At 71.7% G+C, this 23,001-nt stretch carries 17 protein-coding genes; 10 read left to right on the top strand and 7 right to left on the bottom strand.

What is annotated here, in order from left to right; all coding sequences use genetic code 11:
- The first annotated feature begins 25 nt into the window (after window positions 1–25).
- Both C6361_RS09210 and C6361_RS09205 read left to right on the top strand, forming a co-directional pair.
- Entirely contained in the window at window positions 26–799 is a 774-nt protein-coding gene (locus tag C6361_RS09210; RefSeq protein ID WP_234359425.1) for a hypothetical protein, read from the top strand.
- Between the two features lie 373 nt (window positions 800–1,172).
- Window positions 1,173–4,082: a LuxR family transcriptional regulator gene (locus C6361_RS09205; RefSeq protein WP_159079260.1), complete on the top strand. Its 2,910-nt coding sequence runs from the start codon at window positions 1,173–1,175 to the stop codon at window positions 4,080–4,082.
- 104 nt (window positions 4,083–4,186) lie between these two features.
- Here the strand turns inward: C6361_RS09205 and C6361_RS09200 are convergent, their stop codons facing one another.
- The 3 genes from C6361_RS09200 to C6361_RS09190 form a co-directional block, all read right to left on the bottom strand.
- Window positions 4,187–5,320 (bottom strand): type I restriction endonuclease, encoded by a 1,134-nt coding sequence (locus C6361_RS09200; protein WP_107267475.1) that lies wholly within the window; start codon window positions 5,318–5,320, stop codon window positions 4,187–4,189.
- Window positions 5,321–6,093: 773 nt separating this feature from the next.
- A complete protein-coding gene (locus tag C6361_RS09195; protein ID WP_107267474.1) occupies window positions 6,094–6,669 on the bottom strand; it encodes a flavoprotein in 576 nt (191 codons plus the stop codon).
- Entirely contained in the window at window positions 6,666–8,012 is a 1,347-nt protein-coding gene (locus C6361_RS09190) for a hypothetical protein (RefSeq protein ID WP_107267473.1), read from the bottom strand. The genes C6361_RS09195 and C6361_RS09190 overlap by 4 nt, the downstream gene beginning before the upstream one ends.
- Before the next feature lie 434 nt (window positions 8,013–8,446).
- On the opposite strand from C6361_RS09190, the gene amcA (C6361_RS37560) reads away from it, so the two are divergent.
- From amcA (C6361_RS37560) to C6361_RS09170, 5 genes are all read left to right on the top strand, one after another.
- The gene (amcA, locus tag C6361_RS37560) at window positions 8,447–8,614 is read left to right on the top strand and encodes a multiple cyclophane-containing RiPP AmcA (RefSeq protein ID WP_199853307.1); all 168 of its coding nucleotides are present in this window, start codon (window positions 8,447–8,449) and stop codon (window positions 8,612–8,614) included.
- A gap of 77 nt (window positions 8,615–8,691) precedes the next feature.
- Window positions 8,692–8,973 carry a hypothetical protein gene (locus C6361_RS09185; protein WP_234359579.1) on the top strand — a complete coding sequence of 94 codons (282 nt, stop codon included), beginning with the start codon at window positions 8,692–8,694 and terminating at the stop codon, window positions 8,971–8,973.
- Entirely contained in the window at window positions 8,970–10,088 is a 1,119-nt protein-coding gene (amcB, locus tag C6361_RS09180) for a cyclophane-forming radical SAM peptide maturase AmcB (protein ID WP_107267472.1), read from the top strand. The genes C6361_RS09185 and amcB overlap by 4 nt, the downstream gene beginning before the upstream one ends.
- 10 nt (window positions 10,089–10,098) lie before the next feature.
- On the top strand, window positions 10,099–10,281 hold the full coding sequence (gene amcA / locus C6361_RS09175; protein ID WP_107267471.1) for a multiple cyclophane-containing RiPP AmcA: 183 nt from the start codon (window positions 10,099–10,101) through the stop codon (window positions 10,279–10,281).
- A 73-nt stretch (window positions 10,282–10,354) separates the two neighbouring features.
- Entirely contained in the window at window positions 10,355–11,017 is a 663-nt protein-coding gene (locus C6361_RS09170) for a pentapeptide repeat-containing protein (RefSeq protein WP_107267470.1), read from the top strand.
- Between the two features lie 53 nt (window positions 11,018–11,070).
- Here C6361_RS09170 and C6361_RS09165 read toward each other — a convergent pair whose 3' ends face one another.
- Entirely contained in the window at window positions 11,071–11,460 is a 390-nt protein-coding gene (locus C6361_RS09165; protein WP_107267469.1) for a cupin domain-containing protein, read from the bottom strand.
- A gap of 99 nt (window positions 11,461–11,559) precedes the next feature.
- On the opposite strand from C6361_RS09165, the gene C6361_RS09160 reads away from it, so the two are divergent.
- Window positions 11,560–12,375 carry an AraC family transcriptional regulator gene (locus C6361_RS09160; protein ID WP_107267468.1) on the top strand — a complete coding sequence of 272 codons (816 nt, stop codon included), beginning with the start codon at window positions 11,560–11,562 and terminating at the stop codon, window positions 12,373–12,375.
- Between the two features lie 6 nt (window positions 12,376–12,381).
- Here the strand turns inward: C6361_RS09160 and C6361_RS09155 are convergent, their stop codons facing one another.
- Window positions 12,382–13,173 (bottom strand): MerR family transcriptional regulator, encoded by a 792-nt coding sequence (locus tag C6361_RS09155; protein ID WP_199853306.1) that lies wholly within the window; start codon window positions 13,171–13,173, stop codon window positions 12,382–12,384.
- A 189-nt stretch (window positions 13,174–13,362) separates the two neighbouring features.
- Here C6361_RS09155 and C6361_RS09150 point away from each other — a divergent pair, with 189 nt between their 5' ends.
- Window positions 13,363–15,129 carry a thiamine pyrophosphate-dependent enzyme gene (locus tag C6361_RS09150; protein WP_107257134.1) on the top strand — a complete coding sequence of 589 codons (1,767 nt, stop codon included), beginning with the start codon at window positions 13,363–13,365 and terminating at the stop codon, window positions 15,127–15,129.
- 34 nt (window positions 15,130–15,163) lie between these two features.
- Window positions 15,164–18,256, top strand: coding sequence for an FAD-binding and (Fe-S)-binding domain-containing protein (locus C6361_RS09145; RefSeq protein ID WP_107267467.1), 3,093 nt, complete (start codon window positions 15,164–15,166; stop codon window positions 18,254–18,256).
- Window positions 18,257–18,394: 138 nt separating this feature from the next.
- Here the strand turns inward: C6361_RS09145 and C6361_RS09140 are convergent, their stop codons facing one another.
- Together C6361_RS09140 and C6361_RS09135 are read right to left on the bottom strand one after the other, a co-directional pair.
- Entirely contained in the window at window positions 18,395–20,194 is a 1,800-nt protein-coding gene (locus C6361_RS09140; RefSeq protein ID WP_234359424.1) for a glycoside hydrolase family 15 protein, read from the bottom strand.
- A gap of 368 nt (window positions 20,195–20,562) precedes the next feature.
- The gene (locus tag C6361_RS09135; RefSeq protein ID WP_159079259.1) at window positions 20,563–22,935 is read right to left on the bottom strand and encodes a tetratricopeptide repeat protein; all 2,373 of its coding nucleotides are present in this window, start codon (window positions 22,933–22,935) and stop codon (window positions 20,563–20,565) included.
- Between the last annotated feature and the right edge of the window lie 66 nt (window positions 22,936–23,001).

The following is a 23,001-nucleotide window of genomic DNA, read 5'->3' as shown; positions in this document are numbered from 1 at the left end:
CATCTCCTACGACGGAGGTTGGCACATGTCGGAGCGGCATACCGTACTGCGCTCGATGCACGATCTCGGCCTGGCTGCCTGGTTCGGCGGCTCCCTGATGGGGGCGATCGGGGTCAACGGCGCGGCGGCGAAGGTGAGCGACTCGACCCAGCGGCTCGGGGTGGCCTCGGCCGGCTGGGCGAAATGGACGCCGGTGAACGCGGCGGCGATCGGCACACATGTCGCCGGTGCCGCCGGTGAGCTGATCACCGAGAGTCCACGGATGTTCGTCCAGGCCGGTGTGGGCCGGATGAGCGCCGTCAAGACCGGGCTGACGGTGGCGGCGCTGGCGGCGACCGGCTACAGCCGGATGCTCGGGATGCAGTTGGAGAAGACCGGCAAGGCGCCGGTGGTGGCGACGACGGCACCGGAGAACGGCACGCCGGCGGGCGTCGCGGCGCGGCAGCGACAGTTGCGGGTGTTGCAGTGGGTGATCCCGGCCCTGACCGGCGGACTGATCGTGGTCACCGCGTTCGCCGGTGAGCAGCAGAAGCCCGGCCAGGTGGTGCAGGGCGTGCTGAACCGGATGAACGGGATCGGGCACCGGGCCAGGGGCGTGCGCGGGATGGCCACCAAGCAGGTGCGTGGGCTGGCCGGCATCGGCATGGGCGGGATGACCGGCAAGGGCCTGCGGGAGATGCTCGATCGGCGGATGCCCGGGATGGCCGGTCAGGGCGCGCGGGGGCTGGTGACCAGGGTGCTGCCCGGGGTGGCCGGAATGCGGGTGGCCCGGGGCGCGGTGGCGAAGTTCCGCCGCTGACGCCCGCCTCGCGGCGACGTGCCGCCGCGCGGGTGGCGGCGGGTCCTACCTGCGGGACCCCGTCGTCCCGTACTGCGGGAAGGTGGTGCCCGGCAGCGGGCACCATCCGCGACACCGCGCAACCGGGCCGGGCGACGTGCACCGGCAGTACGCCTCCGGCAGCCGCTCCCGGCGGTCACCCGCCCGGCAGCGCTGAGCTGCGGAAACGTCACCGGTGCCCGGGTGCGTCCCGGAGCCGTCGGCCATAGGTTCTCGGCGCGGTGGTGTCAATGGACTGATGACTGCTTATAGTTCGGCCCGATCGCTCTGGCATGGACGACCGTCTACGCGGTTACCTCGGACCAGGATCAGCCCATGTCCTGGAGGTACGCAGGTGCCGGTCACATCGCCGTCGGAGCCGACGGCCGTACCGCGACCGGCGGCGGCACCCGCCGTCGCCGCCCTGGTCGGTCGCGGTGCCGAGCTGGCCCGGACGGTCGCGCTGCTCGACGAGGACAGGTCACGGCCCAGGTTCCTGGTGCTGCACGGCGAACCGGGGATCGGCAAGAGCCGTCTCGTGGCCGAGCTGGCGAAGGTGGCCGCCGGCCGGGGCCGCAGGGTGCTGCTCGGCCGGGCGACCGAGTTCGAGCGCTCCCTCCCGTACGGGGTGCTGCTGGACGCGCTGGCCGGCGTACCCGATCATCTGGCCGAACTGCACGCGTCGCTCGACACCCTCGCGCCGCGCGACCCCGACGGGCCGGGGCCGGCCACCGCCGCGGTCGAGCGGCACCGGCGGCACCGCCGGCTGCGCAGCCTGGTCACCGCCGCCGCCCGACCCGGCGGGGCGCTGCTGGTCTTCGATGACGTGCAGTGGGCCGACGACGCCTCCGTCGAGTTCCTCGGCTATCTGCTGCGGCATCCGCCGGACGCCCGGATGACGGTGGTGCTGGCGTTCCGGTCCGAGCAGTGCCCGCCGAGACTCGCCGAGGAACTCGCCCACCTGGCGCCGCTGCCCGAATGGCTCCGGCTCGACCCGCTGCGCGGCGCCGACGTCGACCAGTTGCTGCCGGCCGAGCCGGCGTCCCGGCGCCGGCTGCTGCACCAGGTCAGCGGCGGCAACCCGCTCTATCTGGAACTGCTCGCCGGCACCTCGACGCAGGTCCTCGGCGCGCTGCGCCGGGGCGACTTTCCCGACGAGCCGGTGACCAGCGCCCTGCACGGCGCGATGGCGATCGAGATCCGCGGGCTCGGCCCGACCGAACGCCTGGTGCTCCAGGCCACCGCCGTGGTCGGGCCGGGCCTCGACATCGGCACCGTCGCCGCCGCGGCCGGAATTGACGCCCGACGTACCACCGCCGCGCTCGACGCGCTGGTCGCCCGCGACCTGCTCCGGCAGGTCGGCGCGAAGCTCGATTTCCGGCACTCGCTGGTGCGCGCGGTGGCGTACTGGCTGGCCGGTCCGGCCTGGCGGCTGGCCGCCCACCGTCGGGCCGCGGCCCATCTGGAACAGGGCGGCGCCCCGCTGACGCTCCGGGCGCACCACCTGGCCAAGGCGATCCAGCCGGGCGACGAGGTCGCCGCCGGGGTGCTCGCCACCGCCGCGATGACCACCATGGGTACGGCGCCGAGCACCAGCGCCGCCTGGCTGCGCGTCGCGCTGTCGGCGCTGCCGGACGGGCCCGGTCGATCGGAGCGGCGGGCCGAGCTGCGGCTGCTCTTCGCCAAGGCGCTCGGGGTGACCGGCCAGTTCGACGAGGCGCGGACCGTGCTGCACGATCTCGTCGCGGTCGCCGGCCCGCACCGGCACGCGGCGGTCGAGCAGCTCGCCGTGCTGGAGCGGCTGGCCGGCCGGCTCGACGTGGCCAGTGCGCTGCTCAGCACCGAGCTGGAACGGCTCGGCGCCACCGGCACGTCGCAGGCGATGCTGCGGCTGGAACTCGCGGTGACGGAGATGCTCGCCGGCCGCTGGCGGGCCGGTGCCCGGCACGCCGGCAAGACCATGGACCGGGCGCGCCAGGGCGGGTACCGGGGGATCGAGGCCGCCGCCAGCACCGTACTCGCCACCTGTGCGGTCGCCCGGGAGCCGCTGGCCACCGCCCGGCTACGGGTCTCGTACGCCGCCCGGATGATCGACGCCCTCGGCGACGTCGCGCTCCGGGACGAGCTGGGCGCGATCGCCCTGCTCGCCTGGGTCGAGGCGATGCTGGACCGGGTCGACGACGGGCTGGCACACGCCGAACGGGGCATCGAGGTGGGGCTGCGGTACGGGCGGATCCACGTGCACCCGCTGCTCTACGCGGCCCGGTCCGTGCTCTACGGCACCGTGGGCCGGGTCGACGACGCGCTGCGGGACGCCGAGGAGGCCGAGGAGATCGCCCGCTGGCAGGGGGGTGCCGAGGCGGCGACGCTGGCGGCGGCGGTACGGCTCCGGCCGCTGCTCTGGCTCGCCGGGCCGGACGCGGTACGCCCGGCCCTGGACCGGTTGCGCGGCAGCGCGGCGCCACGCTCCACCCTGTACCGGGCGGTGGTCCGGATGCACCTGGCGGAGGCGAGCGCGGCGGTAGGCGACGACACCGGCTGCCAGGAGTTGCTGGCCGACGCGGAGACGTACCGCTGCCTCGGGCCGGCCGAGGCGGGTGTCCTGGTGGTACGGGCACTCTCCGCCGCCGGAGCCGGTCGGGCCGGATCGGGGTCGGCGGGGCCGGCGGGGCTGCCACCGCAGGCCCGGCGCTGGCTGGCCCGGGCCGCCGATGCCGCCGGCGACCTGCCCGGACGACTCGGGCTGGTCGGGATGGCCGGCGCGACCCTGGCCCTGGCGCACGGCGCCCCCGGTGACGCCGTGGCGGAGGTGGTGCCGGCGATCGACCAGTTGGGCGCGGCCGGGATGCCGGTGCCGGAGGGGCAGGCCCGGATGGTGCTCGCCGAGGCGCGGGCGGCGACCGGGGATCCGGGGTCGGCCCGCGAACAGCTCGGCCGGGCCAAGCGGCTCTTCTCGGCCAGCGGTGCCCGCTGGCTGGCCGGGCAGGCGGATCGGGCGCAGCGCCGGCTGGCCGCCCGGCTCTCCCGGCGGGCCGTGCCGGCGGACCGGGCCGGGGCGGTGCCGGACGAGACGCATCCGCTGGCACTGCTGACCGGGCGGGAACGGGAGGTCGCCGAGTTGACGGTCACCGGCGCCACGTCCCGGGCCATCGCCCGGCAGCTCCAGATCAGCCCGCGTACCGTGGACGCGCACCTGATGCGGATCTACCGCAAGCTCGGGGTGACCTCCCGTACCGCCCTGGTCAGTCTGCTGGCCCGGGGTTGAGGCGGTCGGCCGCCGCCCCGTCGAGGATCTCGGCGGGGCGGGTCAGCGGGCCACCCGCCGTACCGTGTTGAGCGTCTGATGGCTGCCGTTCTGGGCGGTCGTTCCTATCCGACTGCGGTCCTACCGGAATCTCTGTTTCCGCCTTCGCCCATGAAAGCCCTTACCGCATTCCGTATTGCGTCAGCGTGGAGGTAGATATCGTCAAGAGAGCCGATCAGGTGGCGAGTCTCCGTCTTGTCGGCGTCGAACGTTCCAATGTACTTTCTGGCCTTTCCGTTGAAATGCAGTCGCGCAATGGGTCTGCGGTTATTGTCGTCGAGAATGACGGCGAAGTACGACTTGGCATCACGGCCCACAATGCGTTGGGGTTTGACTTCGCTACACGCAATCGCCTTGATTATCTGATAGCCGGTAAGCTCTTCGAGCGTGGTTTCCACCTCCGTGTCACGGGCTACATCGCTCAGCGCGACCTCTTCGCTCTCGAGCACTTCGGAGGGCGCCTCCGCGGCCTGCTTGGGAAGGCTTGCGTAGAGTGCGCCCTTCAGTCGTTCGTTCACCTGGTCTCTGACGAACTGCGAGGCCGCTTTGGCAACGAGTGACCTGAACTGGTCGCGCCTCCTTTGAGTGAGCGAACCGTCGTACACTCTCGTCGCGAAGAACCTGACCCACTCATCCTCGGGCTCCTTGAACTGCGTCGCCATCGAACGTTTGATCTGACCGAGATACTTCAACTCTTCGGCCGCGCTGATGATGGATTCGAGATCGAATACCTCCTTTGTGAGCTTACGCAGTTCCGGCAAGAGGGTGTCGTCGATATCTTCCAGGTCTAACACGAGGAAGGGCTTGGTGTCCATCTTGTTGGGGGCGTCGAGATCGGTGTAGAAATGGTAGACCTGTCCATTGGTGAGGACGGCGATCCGAGCATTCGTAACGGAGAAGTATCGATAGAGCTGAGACGCGTGTTCAATCTTCAGGGAGTCGCGCGGCTGCTTGCATTCGATGAGGATCTGCACCTCGCCGGCACGCATGATCGCGTAGTCGACCTTCTCGCCTTTCTTGACCCCAACGTCGGCGGTGAACTCCGGTATTACCTCCAGCGGATCGAAGACGTCGTAGCCAAGGATCATTGAGATGAACGGCATGACGAAAGCATTCTTGGCGGCTTCTTCCGTCTGAATCGCATCCCGCTGATTCCGGACCTTCGTGGCGAGTGCGGCGACCCGTTCATCGAACTCCATTGAGCACGCTCCTTCTTTGGAATAGGCGACAAGGCGCCGTACGCTGCCTGCATTCCCGGGGGTTGGCGAGTCGAAATTCCAGGGCAACGAGGGATGTTACCGAGTGATCGTGTAGCGTGGAGCCGCGAAAGAGACGGACTGATCCCTCCTTTTGCCGGTCCGATCCGGCGGAAAGGGCAGGTTTGCAAGTGTCTCGGTCGTGAGTAGGATGCGCTACCGACTAGAGGTGCGCGAGGCCGCGCCTGTCGCTGAGCAGACGACACGTATCGCGTCGTTGAGCTGGGCGATGATGGCACCCGCGATCGCCTCGTCTCCCAGGTCATACCGGACCGGCAAGATGCGGGAGTGGTACGTCGCTGGACGACTCGACGGTACTTGGCTCGTCGAATCCTGGGTCTGGCCCGCTCAATTGGGTCAGACCCAGGAGCCTGCCGGCGGAACAGGCAGCACTCAAGACAGACTGACCCCGGGCAGTGCGCGCAGGTGGTCAGGGAGCAGCCGTCGGCGCCGGCGGTGTCGTGTACGCGATAGGTCGATTCGCACCGATCGACGCATTCGCTGTCGGTCGCGGGGGGCAGCCAGGCGGCTGGTACTGCCCGACATAGGGCGGTGGCGGCCCGGTGGTAGGTCTCGCCGGTTTGGTCATGCGGGCGCGGATCGCGTCCCTAGGGGTACTCGAAAGCCATTGTACGGATTGCTGAACTGGAATTGTCCGCCGCTGTCGTGGACAGGCCCGGCGGGTGGGCATTGTGACTGGGTGGCGTCTACGGCTGTCAGCCCTGATAGTTGGCAGCCGGGCGCGACTCGTGGACGAGCCGGGCCGCTGTCGCGAACGCCGCCGTCCAGGGGAAGACTTCCTGTCGGTCGGTGCCGCTGCCCGGCGGGTGGGGCTCCCATCCGTCGTCTTCGCCGAGCAGGATGCGTACGTGTTCGTGGCGAAGGTCGGCCACCGCGCGTTGGAACGGTGCGCGGGCGGCCAGGGCGGCGTTGACGAACGGGACGATGACGGTCGGCACCTGGCGTCCGATCAGCTCGGCGACCGAGGTCATGGCGTAGTTGTCGGCGATGCCGAGGGCAATCTTGTTGATGGAGTTGTACGTCGCGGGGGCGATGACGAGCGCGTCGGCGCCAGGAAGCGTACGGCGAGCACCCGGAGGCGACAGGTAGGTGGACCTGACCGGGTGCCCGGTCATCGACTCGATCGCTTGGGTGTCGATGAAGTCGATGGCGCTCGGCGTGGCGGTGACCGCCGCCCTCCAGGACCTTCCCTTGGCGGTATCGATCAGTTTTGTGACGTCTGCCGCAGGGCCAGCGCCGCAGACGACGATCTGTAGGTGACCGGCTGTCATACCGGTATCCCGACGCGGTGGGCGAACTCGACGACCGCGGCGCGGACGTGGCCCCGGCTGAGGGCCGCGAGGTCGCTGGCAATGCGCTGGACGGCTGGTCGGCACCGGAGTTCCTCGGGCGCCACTTCGTACGCAATGCGCAGCGCGTGCAGGCCGCGTTCGTAGCGTCCCCACTGTGCGTAGGCCCGCGCCACGTCGACGAAGAGCGAGGCTTTGCGTTCGGCGAGGCGGATCTTGTCCAGCGGCACCTGGCGGGCGAGGGTGATCGCGGTACCGGCGTCGCCCAGGGTCAGCGCGATGTTGACCTGGTGGAGCAGGATGTTGGTGGCGCCGAAGCCGGTCCACCGGTCGTTGCCGTCGTAGCCGAGCCGGGCGGCGGCGCGGGTGGCCTCGTCGATCATGGCTTCTGCGGTGTCCCGGTCGTCGCTGCGCGCGGCGGCGATCGCACCACGGAGCAGGAGGGCACCGTAGACAGCCACCTGATCGGTGGACATGAGGCGAGTCTCCTGTTCGAGAGCGCCGGCCGCGTTCTCGGCCAGGCTCCTCGCCTGCCTGGTGTGGCCGTTGCTCATCAAGGCATGGGTCATGATCCGCGCACTGGTCGCCATCGCGACCGGGTCCCGGCTGGCCGAGCCCGCCCGGGCGCTTCTTTCCGCTGCCACCAAAGCCATACCTCGGTCGCCGACCTTGAGTAGCACGCTGCCCACGACGTGGTACAGGTCGCTGGCCAGGGCGTCGACCCGCCTCCGCTGATCACCCTCGGCTTCCGATCGTGTCGGTGCCAGTGCGGGCACCAGGGCCGTGAGATTGCCGAGGACCTGCTCGTACCGGCATGCCTGATAGGCAGCCTTGGCGGCGGCCACGTCGTGAGCGAACTGCCGGAGGGGCAGTGCAACCGGATCGGACTTGTGAGCCATCGGTTGAGAAACCAGCGCGTCGAGTAGTGGCGTGACGCCGGGCAGGGCAGCCATGCCGCTAGCCGTCGCACCCTGCAGAAACTTTCTACGCCGCACGTCACCGTCCGAGTCAGAGCCAGGTCCGTTCTTGTCAGTATCGGCGTTCGCTGCGGCTGGCGGTCCGGCGACATCGGCAAATGCACCGCTGGTGTCTCGCCTCCTCAGGACCTCGAAACGTTCCAGAACGTCGGGGGCGGCCCGCGCGAGCACCGTATCGAGCGCGGCCTGCATGTCGGCACGTAGTTGGACCTTCTCGCCCTGGCTGCTCCACTTGGCCACGGTACGTCGGGCCGCGCCCAGATGTTCGGCGAAGCCGGTGACGCTCAGCCGTAATGCCTGCCGCAGGGCGTTTGCCTCCCGGCCCGTCCAAGTAGTCACTGCGGCCATCGGATGTCCTCTCGATGGGACCGTCTCAACTTGTCGATCGTAGCGGCACGTGGCGTGTTGGTGAGTGCACTGTGAGTGCGCCGCGAGTGCACCGATAGGACATTTCCATCGTTCCGATTTCCGGCAAACCTGAATCTGCCCGGCCCGCCTCGTCGTGATGACCGGCCGTCGGCAGACCCACAGTCTCTCAGCAGGGAGGGTCGAGATGAAGGATGCGGCAAGTCGAGGTCAGAAGCGTCTTCGGGCGCATCGGCCGGCATCGCCCCAGAAAACCTCCTTGCCTGCTCCCGAAACTCCCCGCCTGCGTACCGCCATGAGGGCTGCGCGGGAGGGTGAGCGGCGGTCTGCTCCCAGCCGTCGCACTGCGGCGGTGGGCTCGTCGTACCCAGGCGAGCCCACCGCTTGCCGGTGTCCACCCACGTCCGGGAGCGGCCATGACGGTGTACGTCTCGCGCAACGTGACGACCGGCCGACCGTGGTGGCTGGATCCGCCGGAGTACATCGGTCCGACGGCGCTGGAGCGGATGACCGAGCCGCCGCTGCTCACTCACGCGTGGCGTCGGCATTTCGAGCGACAGGTCCGGGAGGGAAAGCGCCGATGACGGAGGCTCAGCGCGACGCCGCACCTCACCATCGCGCCTCTAGGCAAGGAGAGCAAGCGTCGAGGGAGCACCTGCCGATGCGCCCGCTTTGGTTATGCCGGACCTGCGCTCACCCGTGGCCATGCGGACGGGCGAAGCTGGATCTTCTGGCCGAGTACCAGGGCAGCCGTGTGAGCCTGTGTCTCTACCTGGCCACTCTGCTCTGCGATGCCATCGACGACCTGCTCAAACTTAATCCCAGCGTGACGGGAAGCACCGCGGATCTATTCGACCGGTTTCTTGGTTGGCTGCGCGCGTCCCGCCCGTCAGCACCGACTGACCACGACGACTGCGTGGAGGCCAAGGAGGCAGGACAGTGAACGGCATCGGTGTGATCAACGCCGATGGGCGGGCCGCCATAGCCCGTACATTCCACACTCTGGTCTTGCAGCCCACCAGCTTCTGCAACCTGGACTGCACCTGCTACCTGCCCGACCGACGATCCCGACGGCTCATGACGGTCCCAGCCGCCGCAGGGTGTGCCCGATCAGTAGGGGAGCAGGGCAGCCCGTATCCAGTGAGCGTGGTGTGGCACGGCGGTGAGCCCACCGCCGCGCCTCTCGGCACCCTCCGGGAGCTGCTTACCCCGTTCGAGGAGCTGAGGCAGTCCGGACAGGTGCGCCACGAGATCCAGACCAACGCCACCCTGATCAATCAGCGATGGTGTGAGCTGTTCGCCGCTTACGAGTTCGAAGTTGGCGTGAGCATCGACGGCCCCGGCGCTCTGAACCGCAACAGACTCGATCGGGCCGGCAATCCAACAACGGCCCGGACCCTTCGAGGGATGCGGACTCTCGCCGAGGCAGGATTGCGGTTTTCAGTGATTTGCGTTGTCACCCCGGAAACCATCGATCACGCCGACGACCTTGTTGACTTCTTCACCGACTTGCCCGGTTGTCGCTCTGTGGGCTTCAACATCGAGGAACAGGAGGGTGCGGCACGGACACCGGTGTCGGAGGAAGCGGCCTACCAGTTCTGGCACCGACTCGTCCAACGACGGATCGACGGCAGTCCGTTGAGCATCCGCGATGTGGACCGCTTGGCCGACTACCTCACCGCCACGCGCGCTGGGCTCGTCAACGACGCGCCGTACGAACCGATCCCCACCGTCTCCTGGGACGGGCACGTTGTCCTCCTGTCACCGGAACTCCTCGGGGTCAGGGACTCGCAGTACGGAGATTTCATTGCGGGGAACGTGCTCCGCGAGTCGATCACCGACCTCTTGGCCCGGGCCGGCAAGCTACGGTATGTCACCGAGTTCATTGCGGGACTCAACGAGTGCGCAAGCCATTGCACGTTCTACAACTTCTGCAGGGGTGCGCAGGCCGGCAACCGCTACTTCGAGCACCGAACCTTCACCGCCCGCGAGACCAGCTACTGCCGCACCACTCGGCAGGCCCTGGTCCGCGCCACCGCAAACCACCTCGTCAGCTAGGAGGATCACCGTGACCAACGCCCTTGCGAGCCTCGTGGCCGCCACGCCGGAGCGCCTCGCACGTCTCGGCGTCGAGCCGTCTCGAGCGGTAGCGTCGATCGACGCGGCCAAGTTCGACAACCGTCCCACCTGGGACAACAAGGGAGGGTTCGACAGCCGGCCCGCCTGGGACAACTGGAACAAGAAGAAGTGACCTGCTGAAACAGGAGTAGGCATTCGTACGCGGGGTGGCGCCGCCGCCGCGCGTCCAAGCAGACTGAGGACTCATGCGGACGACCACCATCGGTGACGTGAAACTTCTGCTCCCGGATCTCGAATCGGAAGATCTTGACAGCGTCCACGATTCGGCGAGCGACCTCACTGAGGCCAGCATCGAGGGTGTCTCCTGGCACGGCGCACAACTGGACGATGTCAGCATCCGGAGCAGCCGGATCAGTGGCGCGGACTTCAGTGAGAGCACCTGGGAATCCGGCACCACCTGGGGCAGCGAGATCACCCGCACCGATTTTTCCGGTGCGACTCTGACCGGGGTCACCATCGAACGCTGCGCGTTCACCGGCTCGCGGTTCACCGGTACCCGGCTGACAGATGTACGCCTCAAAGACGTCCTCTTCGACGGCTGCCGCTTCGACTACGCCACCTTCCAGCGCGTCGTCGCCGCTGGAGCTGTGGCCTTTACCGATTGCACACTCAGCAGCGCCAGGTGGTCGTCCTGCCGACTGCCCAAAATCGCCATCAGGTCCTGTCAGTTGACCGACCTTGAACTCGAATCCTGCCAGCTCCAAGGCGCTGACCTCCGGGGTAACCACCTCCGTGGTCTCAAGGCGGCGCTTATCAACCTGCACGGGGTCACCCTCGGCGAAGACCAACTCCCCGAACTTACTCAGATGACCATCGCGGAGCTACGCGTTGACGTGCGGGCCGGCTGAAGCCTGGCAGAGCTCGCAGCGGAGGCTGGCGGGTCATGAGCTGCCGAGCCTGCTCAAAGGCGGTCGGCGGCACCGTCGAGGAGCTCGGCGGGGCGGGTCAGTGGGCCGCCCGCCGTACCGGTGTTGAGGGTCCCGGCCGGTTCGACCAGCAGGATCGCGGTCTCCTCCTCCGCCACCGGGCAGTGCTCGACGTCCCGGGGCACCACGAACAGCTCGCCGGGGCCGAGGACGACGTCTCCGGTCCGCAGCCTGATGGTGAGCCGGCCGCTGAGCACCAGGAACAGCTCGTCGGTCTCCGGGTGGCGGTGCCAGACGAACTCGCCCTTCAGCTTGGCGAGCTTGATCTCGTAGTCGTTGAGGTCGGCGACCTTCTTCTGGGTCCACAGCTCGGTGAACCGGCCGAGCCGCTCGGCCAGGTTGACGGGTACGGGAGACTCGGACACGCGTACGCCCTTCGGAAGTTCCGGTCGGCCCGCCGGCAGTCGACGGACCCGGCACCGAGCGTCGCGCACCCCGCCGCGCCGGTCTTGTACGTTCCTGACATGGCAGGCGAGCGCCCCGGTACGACGATCAGCGCCTGGCGGCCGACGGTGCCCGGGATCGCCGAGGTCTTCCACGCGCACTTCACCGAGCACGCCTATCCGGCGCACACCCACGACACCTGGGATTTGATGATCCTCGACGGCGGATCGGTGGACTTCGCCCTCGACCGGCACCGGCACGGGATGACCGCCGGAAGCACCGTGCTGCTGCTCCCGCCCGGGGTCACCCACGACGGCCGGACGGTCACCCCGGCCGGCTTCCGCAAGCGGGTCCTCTACCTCGACACGACCGTACTGCCGGAGCGCCTGAGCGGCAGCGCGGTGGACGGCCCGGTCCTGGACGACGGGCTGCTGCGGCACCGGATCCACCAGTTGCACGCCGCGCTCGGCCATCCCGGCGACGGGTTCGAGGCGGAGTCCCGGCTCGCCCTGATCCGGGAACGGCTGCACGAGCACCTCGACGCGCTCGGACCGGCTGCCCCGGGTGGCCGGTCGGATCGGCTCGCCACCCGGTTGCGGGAACTGCTGGACGCCAGGATCTCGGTCGGGATGTCCCTGGCGGAGGCGGCGACGATCCTGGACGCCCATCCCAGCCACCTGATCCGGTGCTTCACCCGCAGCTACGGCCTGCCGCCGCACGCGTACCTGACCGGCCGGCGCGTCGACCGGGCCCGCCGGCTGCTGCTGGCCGGGGAGCGACCGGCGAGCGTGGCCGTGGCGGTCGGTTTCCACGACCAGGCCCACCTGCACCGGCACTTCGTCCGGCACCTCGGCACCACACCGGGCCGCTACGTCCGCCGTCGAGCCGCGAGCTGACGGCGGTCAGTGGTCGCCGGGCGCGACCCGGCCGGTGCCGGGGTGGGCGGCGGGGTCGCGATCCGGGCCGGGGTGGCCGGTCGGGGCGCCGTCCGGGGCGGTCGGGCCGGTGGCCGCGGCCGCGGTGCAGGCGTTCTCCGCGACGACCCGGAACGCCTCGCTGAGCAGCCGGGCCAGGCCCGGGACCAGCGCCGCCGTCTCGGTCTCCGGCTGCTGCCCGGCGGGGGTCGGGGACGCGGTCCGGCGCAACCGCGCCAACCGGGTGCCGGCGGCCGGCACCAGCTCGTCGGTGACCGGGCGGAGCCGGTCCAGTACCTCGCCGAGCAGGCGCAGCGCGGCCAGCACCGGTACGCCGGCCTGGTGCAGGTCGAGTGCGGGCTGCACGGCCCGGGGGCGGGCCGCGGTGACCGAGCCGTCCTGGGCGCGTACCAGCACGCCGTGCCGGGCGAGGCTGTGCAGCAGGGCGGGGTGCTCGGCGGCCAGCCGGTTCAGCGCGGTCGTCAGCGGTTCGGCGGGCGGCGGCAGCGGCTGGCGTACCCCGAGCATCGCCTCGATGGCGACCAGGTTGAAGCCCTGCCGTTGCAGCGCCTTGATGCTCTCCAGCCGGCGTACGTGGCCGGCGCCGTAGTAGGCGGTCCGGCCGTACCGGGCTGGCGGGGCGAGCAGGCCGCGGGCCTGGTGCGCCCGGATGTTGCGCGGGGACATTCCGACCAGCCGGGCGAGGGTGTCGATGGTGTACCGCGGGGTCGCCGGTGCCGAGCCGACGCGGTCGCCGAGCTGGGACACAGTAACCGTCACGGCCTCTCCTCACGTCCTGGGGATTCGAACGTACCGATGCGACCCGGCGTGCGGGTATTGGTGAAATTACTGCCGTCGTCGGCGCACACCTCCGCCGGTTGGATGGGACTTACCCGGTTTGATGCCGGCCCTCCGGCTTTGCCGGAATAATTCGGTCTGTCGCCGGGAGACGGCACCGGGGGGTCAGCGATGCGGAAGATAGTCGGAGAGGCGCTGGCCGACCGGCTGTGCGACTGGGGGGTCGACACGGTCTTCGGGTTGCCCGGCGACGGCATCAACGGGCTGATGGAGGGCTTCCGCCGACTCCGTGACCGGCTCCGCTTCGTGCTGGTGCAGCACGAGGAGGCGGCGGCCTTCATGGCCACCGGCTACGCCAAGGCGACCGGCCGGCTCGGGGTCTGCGTCGCCACCTCCGGCCCCGGCGCCATCCACCTGCTCAACGGGCTCTACGACGCGAAGCTCGACCACGTACCGGTGCTGGCGATCACCGGCATGCAGGAGACCTCGGTCCTCGGCTCGCAGTACCAGCAGGAGGTGCACACCACCCAGCTGTACGCCGACGTCGCCGGGTACAACCTGATGGTGACGAACCCGCAGCAGGTGCCGGGAGTCGTCGACATCGCCATCCGCAGCGCCCTGGCCGGGCGGAACGTGGCACACCTGACCTTCCCGAACGACATCTCGGTGGCCGAGGCCGGCACCGACCCGTACCGGCACGTCAGCCCCGGAGCACCGCCGGTGAGCAGTCCGGCGCTGTCCTACCCGCCGGTGCCGGCCGCAGCCGACGAACTCGACCGGGCCGCCCGGGTGCTCGGCGAGGGCCGGAAGATCGCGATGCTGGTCGGGGTCGGCGCCCGGGACGCCCGCGACGAGGTGCTGGCCGTCGCCGACCGCCTCGGCGCGCCGATCGTGAAGACGCTGCCCGGCAAGCAGGTGGTGCCGGACGAGCATCCGCTGACCACCGGCGGCCTCGGACTGCTCGGCACCCGGCCCAGCGAGGAACTGATGGAGGAGTGCGACACCCTGCTGATGGTGGGCACCTGCTTCCCGTACCGCAAATACCTGCCGGCACCGGACCGGGTCCGGGTGGTGCAGATCGACCGGGACGCCAGCCAGATCGGCATGCGGCTGCCGGTGGAGGTGGCGATCTCCGCCGACGCCGGTACCGCGCTGCGGCAGCTGCTGCCACTGCTGGACCGGGCCGCCGAACGGTCGTTCCTGGAGAAGTACCAGGATGCCGCGACGCGGTGGCGGGCCGAGATGGCGGCGCTGCGCGACCCGGGACGGCGGCCGGTCGCCCCGCAGTACCTGATCGGGTGCGTCGACGAACTGGCCGCCGACGACGCGATCCTGACCTGCGACTCGGGCACCGTCGCCACCTGGTCGGCCCGGTACTGGACGATCCGGGGCGGCCGCGAATACCACCTCTCCGGCAACCTGGCCACGATGGCCTGCGGCCTGCCGTACGCGATCGCGATGCAGCTCGCCTTCCCGGGCCGGCAGGTGATCGCGTACGTCGGGGACGGCGGCTTCGCGATGCTGATGGCCGAGTTCCTCACCGCCGTCCGGCACGACCTGCCGGTGAAGGTGATCGTGAACAACAACAACTCGTACGGGCAGATCCTCTGGGAGCAGATCCTGCTCGGCTATCCCGAGTACGCCGTCCGGCACCGGGAGCCGGCGGCGGACTTCTCCGCCTGGGCGCGCAGTTGCGGCGGGTACGGCGTCAAGGTGACCGAGCCGGGGCAGGTGTCGGACGCGGTCCGGACGGCGCTGGCGCACCCGGGTCCGGCACTGGTCGACTGCACCGTCAACCCGAACGAGCCGCCGATGCCCGGCCGGATCCGCTACGAGCAGGCCAAGGAGTTCACCGAGGCGTTCCTGCGCGGGCAGCCGCACCGGATCGCCACCCTGGCCACCGTCGCCCGCGACAAGATCCGGCAGCTCCGGTCGTGAGCGCCGGGCAGCGCCGGAGCCCGGTGTCCCGGTCGTGAGCACCGTCTCGCTGCCGGACCCGGTGACGCGCGCCCCCGGGAGCGGCCACGTCGACCTGGGCCGGCTGGCGGCCGAGCTGCGGGCCACGGTCGACGGCGAGGTGCGGTTCGACGCCGGCAGCCGGGCCGCCTACTCCACCGACGCCTCCAACTACCGGCAGATCCCGCTCGGGGTGGTGGTGCCGCGCACCGTCGAGGCGGCGGTGGAGACGGTCGCGGTCTGCCGGCGCTTCGGCGCCCCGGTGCTCTCCCGGGGCGGCGGCACCAGCCTGGCGGGCCAGTCCAGCAACGTCGCGGTGGTGCTGGACTGGTCGAAGTACTGCTCGCGGCTGCTGGACGTGGACGCCGAGCGACGTACCTGCCTGGTCGAGCCCGGCATCGTCCGGGACACCCTCAACGAGCGGCTCGCCCCGCTGGGCCTGGAGTTCGGCCCGGAGCCGGCCACCCACGACCACTGCACCGTCGGCGGCATGATCGGCAACAACTCCTGCGGGGCGAGCGCCCAGCGCACCGGCAAGGTGGTCGACAACGTCGTCGAGCTGGAGGTACTCCTCTACGACGGCACCCGGATGTGGGTCGGCGCCACCGACGACGACCGGTACGCCGGGATCCAGCGCGGCGGCGGCCGCCCGGCCGAGGTGTACCGGCAGCTCCGGGCGCTGCGCGACGAGTACGCCGACGAGATCCGGCGACGCTATCCCGACATCCCCCGCCGGGTCTCCGGATACAACCTGGACAGTCTCCTGCCGGAGCGGGGCTTCCACGTCGCCCAGGCCCTGGTCGGTGCCGAGGGGACCCTGGTGACGATCCTGCGGGCCCGGCTGCGGCTGGTACCTGTGGTTCGGGCCCGCTCGCTGGTGCTGCTCGGCTATCCGGACATCGCGGCGGCCGCCGACGACGTGCCCCGGGTGTTGCCGTTTCAGCCGATCGCGCTGGAGGGCGTCGACGACAAGCTGATCGACTTCGAGAAGCGCAAGCACCTGCACCCGGCGGCCCTGCACCTGGTGCCGCCGGCCGGCGGCTGGCTGATGGCGCAGTTCGGTGCCGACAGCCAGCCGGAGGCGGACGAGGCCGCCGCCCGGTTCGCCGAGGCGATGCGCCGGCCGGGCGGGCCGAGCGTGCGCCGCTTCGTCGACCCGGCGCACGAGGCGCAGCTCTGGGCGGTCCGGGAGTCCGGGCTCGGCGCCACCGCCTTCGTCGCCGGGATGCCGGACACCTGGCCCGGCTGGGAGGACTCGGCGGTCGCACCGGACCGGCTCGGCGAGTACCTGCGCGACCTGCGCACGCTCTACCGGGAGTACGACCTCGACCAGGCCTCGATCTACGGCCACTTCGGCCAGGGCTGCCTGCACAACCGGCTGCCCTTCCCGCTGACCACGGCCGACGGGATCGCCCGGTTCCGCTCCTTCCTGGAGCGCGCCGCCAGCCTCGTCGTCTCGTACGGCGGCTCGCTCTCCGGCGAGCACGGCGACGGGCAGGGCCGGGCCGAGCTGCTGCCGGTGATGTTCGGCGACCGGCTGGTCCGGGCCTTCGGCCAGCTCAAGGCGATCTTCGATCCGGACGACCGGATGAATCCGGGCAAGGTGGTCGCCCCGCTGCCGCTGGACAGCACGCTGCGGATCGGCCCCGACTACCGGCACGGGGACGTCGACACCGTCTTCGGCTATCCGGACGACGGCGGGAGCTTCGGCCGGGCCGTACTGCGCTGCGTCGGGGTGGGCAAGTGCCGACGCCAGCACGGCGGGGTGATGTGTCCGTCGTACCAGGTGACCCGGGAGGAGAAGCACTCCACCCGGGGCCGGGCGCGACTGCTCTTCGAGATGCTGGACGGCACCGCCCGGGGCGGGCCGGTCGGGGCCGGCTGGCGCTCCGAGGAGGTACGCGACGCCCTCGACCTCTGCCTGGCCTGCAAGGGCTGCAAGTCCGACTGCCCGCTCAACGTGGACATGGCGACCTACAAGGCGGAGTTCCTCTCCCACCACTACGCCGGTCGGCTCCGGCCCCGGGCGCACTACTCGATGGGCTGGCTGCCGCTGGCCGCCGCCCTCGCCGCCCGGGCGCCCCGGCTGGTCAACGCGGTGTTCCGGCTGCCCGGGGTGGCCCCGCTGGTCAAGGTGGTCGGCGGGATCGACCGGCGCCGCGAGCTGCCGCTCTTCGCCGACCAGACGTTCCAGCGCTGGTTCAGGGCTCGTCGCCCCGGCGGTACCGGCAGCCGGGGCGAGGTGCTGCTCTGGCCGGACACCTTCAGCAACCACTTCTCCCCGGCGGTCGGGCAGGCCGCCGTGGAGGTGCTGGAGGCGGCCGGCTGGCGGGTACGGGTTCCGGAGCAGGCGCTCTGCTGCGGGCTCACCTGGATCTCCACCGGGCAACTGCACACCGCGCGGCGGGTGCTGCGGCGCAGCGTCGAGATCCTCCGGCCGTACCTGCGCGCCGGTACCCTCGTCGTCGGCCTGGAGCCGAGCTGTACGGCGGTGTTCCGCTCCGACGCCGCCGAACTCTTCCCCGACGACGAGGACGTCGCCACGCTGCGCCGGCAGACCGTCACGCTCGCCGAACTGCTGCACGAGCACACCCCCGACTGGCGTCCGCCGACGCTGCCCGCCCAGGCCCTGGTGCAGACGCACTGCCACCAGCACGCCGTACTCGGCACCGCCGCCGACCGGGCGGTGCTGGCCGGGGCGGGGATCGCCGCCACCTTCCTCGACTCCGGCTGCTGCGGGCTGGCCGGCAACTTCGGCTTCGAGCAGGGGCACTACGACGTCTCGGTGGCCTGTGCCGAGCGGGTACTGCTGCCCGCGGTGCGCGCCGCCGACCCGGACGTCGCGGTACTCGCGGACGGGTTCAGCTGCCGGACCCAGATCGAGCAGGGTGCCGCGAACGGTCGCCGGGCGGTGCACCTCGCCGAACTGCTCCGGGCCGGTCTGCGGGGCGAGCGGCCGCTGCCCTGTCCGGAGCGGCGCTGGGCGGCCCGGCCCCGTCCACCGGCTTCACCGGTCCGTGCCCTGGTCGGCGCGGCGGTCGGGATGGCCGGTACCGCCGCCCTCGCCGCCGTGCTGTCCGCCCTGGCCGGCGCCCGCCGTCGCCCCTGACCGCCGCCCGTGACTGCCGCCGCCCGTGACCGGTGCTGGCCGTGAGCGCCGTCGCCCGTGACCGCCGCCGCCCGTGAGCCCCGCCGCCCGTGAGGCCCGCCGCCCGTGAGCGTCGCTGGCCGTGCGCGTCGGGTGGGGTCAGCGCCGGTCCGCGTCATCGGCGGCGTCGCTCAGCGTCACCGCCGTCTCCAGGAGCAACGCGTGCACGAACGCCTGTGGCAGGTTCCCCCGGAGCAGCCGCTGCGGTACGTCGTACTCCTCGCTGTAGAGGCCGGGCGAGCCGCAGCCGGAGCGGTTGCGTTCGAACCAGCGCGCCGCGCCGACCGGATCCCCGGCCTGGTGCGCGGCGAGGGCGGCGAGGAAGCCGCAGAGCAGGAACGCCCCCTCGGCGTGGCCCAGCGGGCGCTCGTCCGGGCGGAACCGGTAGAGGTGGGTGTCCTCGGCGAGGGTGTCGAGGACCGCGTGCCGGGTCGCGACCGCGCGCGGGTCGGAGGCCGGGACGGCGCCCCGGATCACCGGCAGCAGCAGCGCCGCGTCGACCCGGTCGTCGTCGTAGCAGCGGCGCCAGCGGCCGGACGGATGCACACCGTGCCGCCCGGCGTCGGCCAGTACCGCGTCGGCGAGGCCCGCCCAGCGCCCGGCCTGAGCCGCCGGTGCCAGCCGGGCCACCGCGCGCAGCCCGGCCACGCAGGTGAGCTTGGAGTGCGTCCACTGCCGCGGTTCCAGCTCCCACATCCCGGAGTCGGGCTCCCGCCACCGCCTCCCGATCACCTCGACGGCCGTTTCGACGGCCCGCCAGCCGTCCAGGTCGAGCCGCTGCCGACGGGCGGCCTCGGCGAGCAGCAGCAGGCACTCGCCGAAGACGTCGAGCTGGAACTGGTCGCGGACCAGGTTGCCGGTGTGCACCGTGCCGCCCGGATAGCCGGGCAACCAGGGCAGCGCCTCCTGCGCCGGTACCGGTGCGCCGGCGACCGTGTAGGCCGGGGCGGTCCGTGCGCCGTCGGCGAGCAGCCGGTCCCGGATGAAGGCGACCGCACCGTCCAGCAGGTTGTGGTCACCGGCGGTCGCGGCGGCCCGGCCCGCGTAGCACTGGTCGCGGATCCAGGCGTAGCGGTAGTCGTAGTTGCGTCCCGCCCGGGCCCGCTCGGGCAGCGAGGTGGTGGCGGCGGCGACCAGGCCACCGCCGGGCCGGGTCATCCCGCGCAGCAGCGCGTGCGCGAACCGGGCGTCGCGGCGGGCCAGGCAGCCGGTGAGCGGCACGGCCGCCGACCGCCAGGCGTGCTCGGTGGTCCGCCACGTCTCGTCCGGGTCCGGCACCCGCTGGTCGAGCGCCGCGGTGGAGACCTCCAGGACCAGGTCGTGGCGGCCGCCGGCCGGCAGGCTCAGTACCCCCTCCAGTGCGCCGTCGCCGACCGGCCGGAACGGGGCGTCGGCAGTGAACCGCAGGTGCAGCGGGCCGGTGCGGGCCGTCCACGACCCGTCGACGGTACGCAGGTCACGCAGCGGCTCCCGACCGAAGTTCGCCCGGGGCTCCAGCCACACCGAGAGCCGGATCGGGCAGCCGAGCGTCCGGATCCGGCGCAGCAGGACCAGCCGGGACGGGTCGGCGGGAAAGGCCAGTGCCTCCTGGTACTCGATGATCCCGTCGGTACCGACCCAGCGGCTGGTCCAGATCAGGGAGTCGGGTTCGTAGTACCCGCCCCAGACGAAGCGCGGATCGGTCGGGACGATGCTGTAGTGGCCGGCACCGCCGAGCAGGCTGCTGAACACGGCCGGGCTGTCCCAGTGCGGGGCGCAGAGCCAGCTCACGTTCCCGGCCGGGTCGACGAGCGCACCCCGGTGACCGTCGGCGAGCAGCGCATACTCGCGCAGCGCGTACGGTCCGGGCTGTCGCCGGTCCACCGTCGGGCTCTGCTCATCCGGGTCGCCGGACCGCACCCTCGCTCCTCACTTCGCCCCTACCGGTCGCCGACGCCGTGCCCGGTGCGGGCGCGGGTGGGCCGGCCCGACGGACTACCCGGCGTAGACCGTCCGACACCGCCCGTTCGGTGGCCGGTCCGGCGGAGGCGGCAGCGACGGCCGTGCCGGGCGGTGCTGTCCAACGGTGTCCAACCCGGTCCAAGATCCAGCCCCTGGGGCCTCGCCGGGCGGCAAAGTCGGTCCCGCACACCGGGTGGCCCGGACGACGAGGGGGTGTCCGGGTGGGCCGGGCCGACGTGGCCACCCGTCGGCCCGGCACCCCGCAGCGGCCGTCGGGCCGACCCGGGATGCGGGGGGCGATCGAGGCGGGAAAGCCGGGGGACGGGTCAGCGGCGCGGTGTCCGGCCGAGCCGGTCGAGGCGGGCCTTCACCTGCTCGGCGTCCGGGTGGTCGAGGCCGTCCAGGATGTCCAGCGCCCGGTGCCAGGCATCCGAGGCGGCGTCGAGGTCACCGATCGCCGACTGGGTCTCGCCGAGCCGGGTGAGCAGGTCCGCCTCCTGGTAGCGGTGTCCGAGTTCCCGCCAGAGCGCGTACGAGTGCTGGTACGACTCGGCCGCCTCCCGGTACCGGCCGAGCTGGTGCTGGGCATGCCCGAGGCTGTCCCAGCCGTCGGCGGCACCGAACCGGTCGTCGAGTTCGAGCAGTATGTCGAGGGCCTGGCGGCAGTACTCGACAGCCTCCTCGTGGTGTCCGAGCCAGCTCAGGCACCAGCCGATGTTGTTGAGCGCCCGGCCCTGTCCGGAACGGCTGCCGGCGGCGGTGAACAGTTCGAGCGCCTCCCGGCTGTGCCGCAGCGCGTCGGGGTAGCGGTTCTGCCGGACCGCGATCCAGCTCAGGTCGAACTGGATCCGGCCCTGGCCGAGCCGGTCGGCGGCCAGCCGGTAGAGCCCGCGTGCGGTGTCCAGGTGGTCGACGGCCCGGTCGATCTGTCCCAGGTGGATCTGGGCCCGGCCGAGACTGCGCCGGGCGTGCGCCTCCTCGGCCGGATCGCTCAGCCGCCGGGCCGCCGCCACGGCGAGTTCCTGCACCGCCGCCCACCGGTGCCAGTGCCCGCGCCGCTCCATCACGTGCGCCATGGTGCGGGTCAGCCGGCACAGGTGCCGGTCGAGTCCGGCGGCGGCGGCCTCCTCGGCGATGGCGAGCAGCGCCGGCAGTTCGAGGTCGAACCAGGCCAGCGCGGCGCAGTGGTCGGCGATCTGCCCCGGCGTGACGCCGGGCGAGGCGGTGAGCAGCGGGATCGGGTCACGGTGCGGGTCCAGTCGGCGATCCGCGGCGTGCGCCGTGTGCAGGTAGTGGTCGAGTACCCGCGCGGTGGCGGCCCGCCGCTCCTGCTCCGGATCGACCCCGGCGGTCAGTTCGGCCGCGTACGCGACCAGCAGGTCGTGACAGGCGTACCGCCCGGGGCCCTGTTCGGCGACCAGGTTGGCGTCGGTCAGCTCGGCGAGCAGTGGCCGGACCCGGGACGGTGGCAGGCCGGCGAGGCTGGCCACCGCCGGTGCGCCGACGCTGGGCCCGGGATGCAGGGCGAGCAGCCGGAACAGCCGTGCTGCCTCGGGGCCGAGTGCCCGGTACGACCACGAGAAGACGGCGCGTACGTCGGAGGCGGGATCGCTGCCGGCGAAGGCGGCGAGTCCGCCCCGGGCGTCGCGGAGTTCCCCGGCCAGCGCGTCGAGCGGAAACTCGGGGTGCAGGGCGGCCCGGGCGGCCACGATCGCCAGGCCCAGCGGCAGTCGGGTGCAGGCGGTGATGATGTCGTCGACGGCCTGCGGTTCGGCCGCCACCCGGGCCGGACCGATCCGGGCGGCCAGCAGCTGCCGGGCCTCGGCACTCGTCAGCAGGTCCAGGGTGATCGGCCGGGCGCCTCCGGTGCTGACCAGACCGGCGAGCTGGTTGCGGCTGGTCACCAGTACCCGGCAGGCGGGACCGCCGGGCAGCAGCGGGCGCACCTGGTCGGCGTCCCGGGCGTTGTCGAGGAGCACCAGGACGTGCCGTTCGGCGAGCAGCCCCCGGTAGAGGGCCGCCTGTGCGTCCAGGGTCGTCGGGATGCGCTGCGGCGGCACCCCGAGGGCGTCCAGCAGGGTACGGATCGCCTCGGCCGGGCCGACCGGGGCTCCGGTCGGGTCGAAGCCGCGCAGGTTGAGGTAGAGCTGCCCGTCGGCGAACCGGTCGGCGACCCGGTGTGCCCAGTGCAGTGCCAGCGCGGTCTTGCCGACCCCGGCGGTGCCGGAGACGGCGGTGATCAGTGCGACCGGCGCGGCCGGGTCCGCCTCCAGCAGCCGGTCGAGTGCGGCGAGCTGGCTGGCCCGGCCGGCGAAGCCGGGCACGGCCGGCGGAAGCTGGCGCGAGGACGGGACCGCCGGGGTGACCGTCGTCGCGGCGGAACGGCGTCGTTCCTCGACCCGGTCCCGGGCGGTGGCCAGGGCGCCCTGCTCGCCGGGGGTGGCGCCGAGCAGCCGGATCAGGATGTCGAACCGGTCGGTGGGTGGCAGCACCCGGCCGGCGAAGTACTCGCCGAGGATGCCCCGCGACCAGCCGGTCTTGGCGGCCAGCTCCCGGTAGGTGAGCGGGCTCACCCCCTCCAGCCGGGCCTCCCGACGCCGGAGTTGACGCAGCAGTGCGGCCAGTTCGGCGACGGTCTCCACCCGGGCCACCTCCCGGTGCGACAGCCCCGGCGATCGTTCGCCCGACCGGTCGGTCACCCGTCCTCCATGGCTCGCGGTCATCGACCTGCGCAGTGTGGTGGAACGGTCACAATATATCTACCC

Source organism: Plantactinospora sp. BC1 (assembly GCF_003030345.1).
GTDB lineage: Bacteria > Actinomycetota > Actinomycetes > Mycobacteriales > Micromonosporaceae > Plantactinospora.
This window is presented reverse-complemented; position numbering and strand designations above follow the sequence as displayed.

What these genes read in the sequence shown, in the direction of transcription:
- C6361_RS09160 (WP_107267468.1), top strand. Translation starts at nt 11,560, where the DNA reads ATGGCAGGCGAGCGCCCCGGTACGACGATCAGCGCCTGGCGGCCGACG.
- C6361_RS09195 (WP_107267474.1), bottom strand. Translation starts at nt 6,669, where the DNA reads ATGACAGCCGGTCACCTACAGATCGTCGTCTGCGGCGCTGGCCCTGCG.
- C6361_RS09185 (WP_234359579.1), top strand. Translation starts at nt 8,692, where the DNA reads ATGCGCCCGCTTTGGTTATGCCGGACCTGCGCTCACCCGTGGCCATGC.
- C6361_RS09200 (WP_107267475.1), bottom strand. Translation starts at nt 5,320, where the DNA reads ATGGAGTTCGATGAACGGGTCGCCGCACTCGCCACGAAGGTCCGGAAT.
- C6361_RS09150 (WP_107257134.1), top strand. Translation starts at nt 13,363, where the DNA reads ATGCGGAAGATAGTCGGAGAGGCGCTGGCCGACCGGCTGTGCGACTGG.
- amcA (WP_199853307.1), top strand. Translation starts at nt 8,447, where the DNA reads ATGACGGTGTACGTCTCGCGCAACGTGACGACCGGCCGACCGTGGTGG.
- C6361_RS09190 (WP_107267473.1), bottom strand. Translation starts at nt 8,012, where the DNA reads ATGGCCGCAGTGACTACTTGGACGGGCCGGGAGGCAAACGCCCTGCGG.
- C6361_RS09170 (WP_107267470.1), top strand. Translation starts at nt 10,355, where the DNA reads ATGCGGACGACCACCATCGGTGACGTGAAACTTCTGCTCCCGGATCTC.
- C6361_RS09210 (WP_234359425.1), top strand. Translation starts at nt 26, where the DNA reads ATGTCGGAGCGGCATACCGTACTGCGCTCGATGCACGATCTCGGCCTG.